Raw genomic sequence first — 3,620 nt, forward strand, 5'->3', positions numbered from 1 at the left:
TGGAGGACATAATAGAGACCCTGTTGGGGCTCGAGATCACAGATGAGTACGATGCCGTGGAAGACCTGCAGAAGTGGGCCCGCGACAGGTGGGAAGGACGACACAAGCGCTTCAACAAACAGGAAGAATAAGCTACTGTGAGCTAACTGTAATCCCTGTTTACATAATCTTCCTATGCGCCTGTCTTTATCACTCTTCCAATATATGCGCTGTTATAAGCCAGGTAAGTGTTATAAGCCAGGTAAGTATGCGCGCAAATGATCGAGCCTTGGCCCTGATTCAAAGCTGCCCATCATAGTGCTATAAACTGCTCTTACCCTCAAACACAGTCCTTCATGATAGAACATATTTCGGTTATACCTGTGGCAGCGCTTGCCCTGGTTCATTTGCCCTGATTCATTACTATGGAGGCCGTTTTTCTTTTCTGACCGGTATCCCCAGGAGCTCCTGGCTTTCAGTAGCAGGAGGCATTTCCGTGGCTTATATTTTTCTGCACCTCTTTCCGAAGCTCAGTGAAGGACAGGAGCAGGTAAGTAAAGCAATGGGCACTCTCGGTTTTCTTGAAAATCATATATACCTGCTGGCCCTGATCGGCTACCTCCTCTTCAGTGGGAAGAGGGGCCGATACAGCAAATGATCTTTTCGCCGTTGCCATGGCGCTGCACATTGTCATAAACGACTGTGGCCTGCAGGATCACTACCACTGGGATTACCGCAAGCAGGGCGGTGGCTCTGGTGCTGGGATTTTTCATTGTCCTGTCCGAACACGAAACTTCTGTGGTGATGGCTTTCATTGGTGGGGCCGAGATCCTGAACGTGCTGAAGGAAGAGCGCCCCGAGGAACGCAAGAGCCGTTATTGGGCATTCCTGCTCGGCGCCGGCGCCTGTGCCGTCCTCCTGCTGGCACTGTAGTATAAGCTCTCAACGGCTCCTGCCAACTTACGACTGGCACTCAAGAACAAGGCTTTCAAAAGAAAAAAGTGCCTGGCTCCCTGGAAGCTCTTTACTTTTCAGAGCTTCTGTGGTGGCAAGGACAAACGCTTTTAGCATAGCTGCGTATTTACCTTTATTGGTTCTTCACAGTCAAAGCTGCTGTAGCTTCTCAGTTTTGACAAGACAAAAAACCAGGGTTGTAATTTCTCCCTGGTTTTTTGTTCAAACTAACTCATCGATCTAAAAGCTTCTAACTGCACATGCCCTTCCAATGTTGACAGGAAGCGCTTGAGCAGTTGTTTTCATAGCTTGAAACACGAGGAACCATTGCTATGTAGTAGTGTCTGTACTAAGTTTTACTCTGACAAGCTCACTTTGTTCAAGCTACTTCGGCAACAGGTATTTTGACAAAGCGAACAGTGTAGCAATAAAGTAAGGGACAAAAACCAAAGGACTTATAAGGCAATACTTTCACTGTAGGACTACCCGCATGCAGAGTATTCAGGTAGTCTGTCCACTCTCTTGCTTCCTGGGGCAGTAAACTGCGAGGAAGGAACTACGGGAGCAGCAACAGGTTCTACACTAGCCCGTATTTTATAGTAGCCGCATGGGATGCAAAAAGTTGCTTTTGTCAACTTAGTTAACTTGAATAAGAACGGGTCAAATAACCTGATGAAGTTAATTCTTGCAGAAGGGCACCCATCCATAGGGATATAGTAACAGGCTTGTTAGATAGAAATTCCGTGTTGCGGTAGGCCAAAAAAACAGCAGGAGAGAATTAGATGAACTATTTCCAGGGCTTGAACGAGACTACGGAGTTGCTGTGGAAGAAACTGGAGGCTTGGGGCGACCAGTTTGTGCTCATACTCCCAAACATATTTCTAGCTGTTCTGCTACTAATCATCACCTTCAAGCTGGCTGGCTTGGTTAGGGATTGGACGGGGAAGTTTATGAACAGGTTCGCTCACAGCAGGGCTCTTGTTAATCTTATACTCACCCTCCTTTACACCGGAATATTATTGGTGGGCTTCTTTTTTGCGCTCAGCATCCTGAAACTGGACAGGGTAGTGGTGTCCTTGCTAGCCGGTGTCGGTGTTGTCGGTATTGCGCTGGGCTTTGCCTTTAAGGACATAGCTGCCAATTTTATGGCCGGCGTTATCATTGCCGTGCGACGGCCATTTCGTGTTGGCGACATGATCGAGACAAACGACTACTTTGGGACGATTCAACGTATTTCCCTCCGTACAATGGACATACGTCAGACAACAGGGGAAACAGTGCATTTGCCCAATAAAACGGTGTTTGAGAAGCCCCTGACGAACTTCTCTGTTTATGGCACACGGCGGATAGACGTAGAGGTGGGCATATCTTACGCCGAGGACCTGGAGCACGTGCAGCAGGTAGTAACAGAAGCACTACAGGACGTGAAGAACCGAGTAAAGACCAGAGACATTGAGGTGATGTATGATGCCTTTGGGGATAGCTCCATTAACTTTAAGGCGCGTTTCTGGGTGAGTTATAGCCGGCAGGTAGATTATGTGAGTGCCAAAAGCGATGCCATTATCCGCATTAAGAAAGCCTTTGACGCGAATGATATCCTGATCCCATTCCCGATTCGTACCTTGGATTTTGGCATAAAAGGAGGCGAGAAGCTAAGTGAGGAGCTTCAGCAGCTTGGAGAGTCTTTTAAAGCTAACTTCATCGCAGGAACCAGTAAAAAGACTGAGGATTGATTAGGGAGGTAACCATAAGAGGCCTTTACTCTAAATTTATCAGGGAGCGTTCGCTTGCGTTAGAAAGGTGGCGAAAGGTTTAAACAACTTTTAGGCTTTAGTCTGATGGTTCTTCCACTAACTAAGGAAGGGAAGACAGCACACAAAGCAGGAACGTTTCTGTTTCTATAAGCTGTATCTATTTGATCAGATACGTTTCCACGGCGACCACTCCCTGGTCCCAGGAGCTACTTTCATTCACAAGGCTGATCCCTAAAAGTCAAGTGCTGCAGTTTTGGCAACATTATATAAACGTATCAAATCCTACAGGACCTAAGCCGAACAGCAAGACTGAAAGATAAAACTTTATGTCTGCCTAGTAGTGCAACACATTTAGGTGCAACCTGAAAGGTTGCACTTAGGCCGTTAGTACAACATATTGACCTTGAATGCTTAGGACAGTGAAATGTTACTCTTTTATGTGTGAGGAAACAGTAGGAAGGGAGTAATGTTCTTCTTCCTTACTTACATTAACTTCCTCTCTCGAGAACAGGGGAGCGAAGTAGGCACTGTAAGAGTCAAAATATGGCTACGTTAATTAACAACTCATTACCTTTGAAGTATGGGTAACTCTTGTACTCGAAACGAATTCACCCAAGCCTCACGGTAGGGGACATCATTTTCCCCTTTCACTACTTCTGGTAATCCACCCTTTGTTATGGAGCATAGGGAGAGTAAGACCAAACTACGGCGCAACTCCAGTGCCGATAGCGCTATTGGCACTGGGGCATGGCTTGTCTAGAATTTAACTCAATCAAAGAAGGATTTCGAATCAGTTATCATGGGGATTTTTTCCCTGGCACTTTTCATTGTGCCTATGCTGCTTATTCAAAAGATGCAGAAACAGCAAAAAAAGAAACTACAACAGCATTTTTTAGACTTAGCACAGCAACAGCAGCTAAAGATTTCTCAGTA

At 46.1% G+C, this 3,620-nt stretch carries 3 protein-coding genes; 2 read left to right on the forward strand and 1 reads right to left on the reverse strand.

The window, feature by feature from the left end; translation table 11 throughout:
- Positions 1 to 605: 605 nt before the first annotated feature.
- Complete coding sequence (locus CHB92_RS26045; protein WP_218824315.1) at positions 606 to 752, reverse strand: hypothetical protein; 147 nt, start codon at positions 750 to 752, stop codon at positions 606 to 608.
- Positions 753 to 783: 31 nt separating this feature from the next.
- Here CHB92_RS26045 and CHB92_RS26365 point away from each other — a divergent pair, with 31 nt between their 5' ends.
- Together CHB92_RS26365 and CHB92_RS25320 are read left to right on the forward strand one after the other, a co-directional pair.
- On the forward strand, positions 784 to 912 hold the full coding sequence (locus CHB92_RS26365) for a hypothetical protein (protein WP_258179146.1): 129 nt from the start codon (positions 784 to 786) through the stop codon (positions 910 to 912).
- A gap of 803 nt (positions 913 to 1,715) precedes the next feature.
- The gene (locus CHB92_RS25320) at positions 1,716 to 2,666 is read left to right on the forward strand and encodes a mechanosensitive ion channel family protein (RefSeq protein WP_089322027.1); all 951 of its coding nucleotides are present in this window, start codon (positions 1,716 to 1,718) and stop codon (positions 2,664 to 2,666) included.
- Positions 2,667 to 3,620: the final 954 nt, after the last annotated feature.

This window comes from Pontibacter ummariensis (assembly GCF_900188175.1).
GTDB classification, from domain to species: Bacteria; Bacteroidota; Bacteroidia; order Cytophagales; family Hymenobacteraceae; genus Pontibacter; species Pontibacter ummariensis.

Bases quoted from the DNA above. Each gene is read 5' to 3' on its own strand.
- CHB92_RS26045 (WP_218824315.1), bottom strand. From the start codon at position 752: ATGAAAAATCCCAGCACCAGAGCCACCGCCCTGCTTGCGGTAATCCCA.
- CHB92_RS26365 (WP_258179146.1), top strand. From the start codon at position 784: ATGGCTTTCATTGGTGGGGCCGAGATCCTGAACGTGCTGAAGGAAGAG.
- CHB92_RS25320 (WP_089322027.1), top strand. From the start codon at position 1,716: ATGAACTATTTCCAGGGCTTGAACGAGACTACGGAGTTGCTGTGGAAG.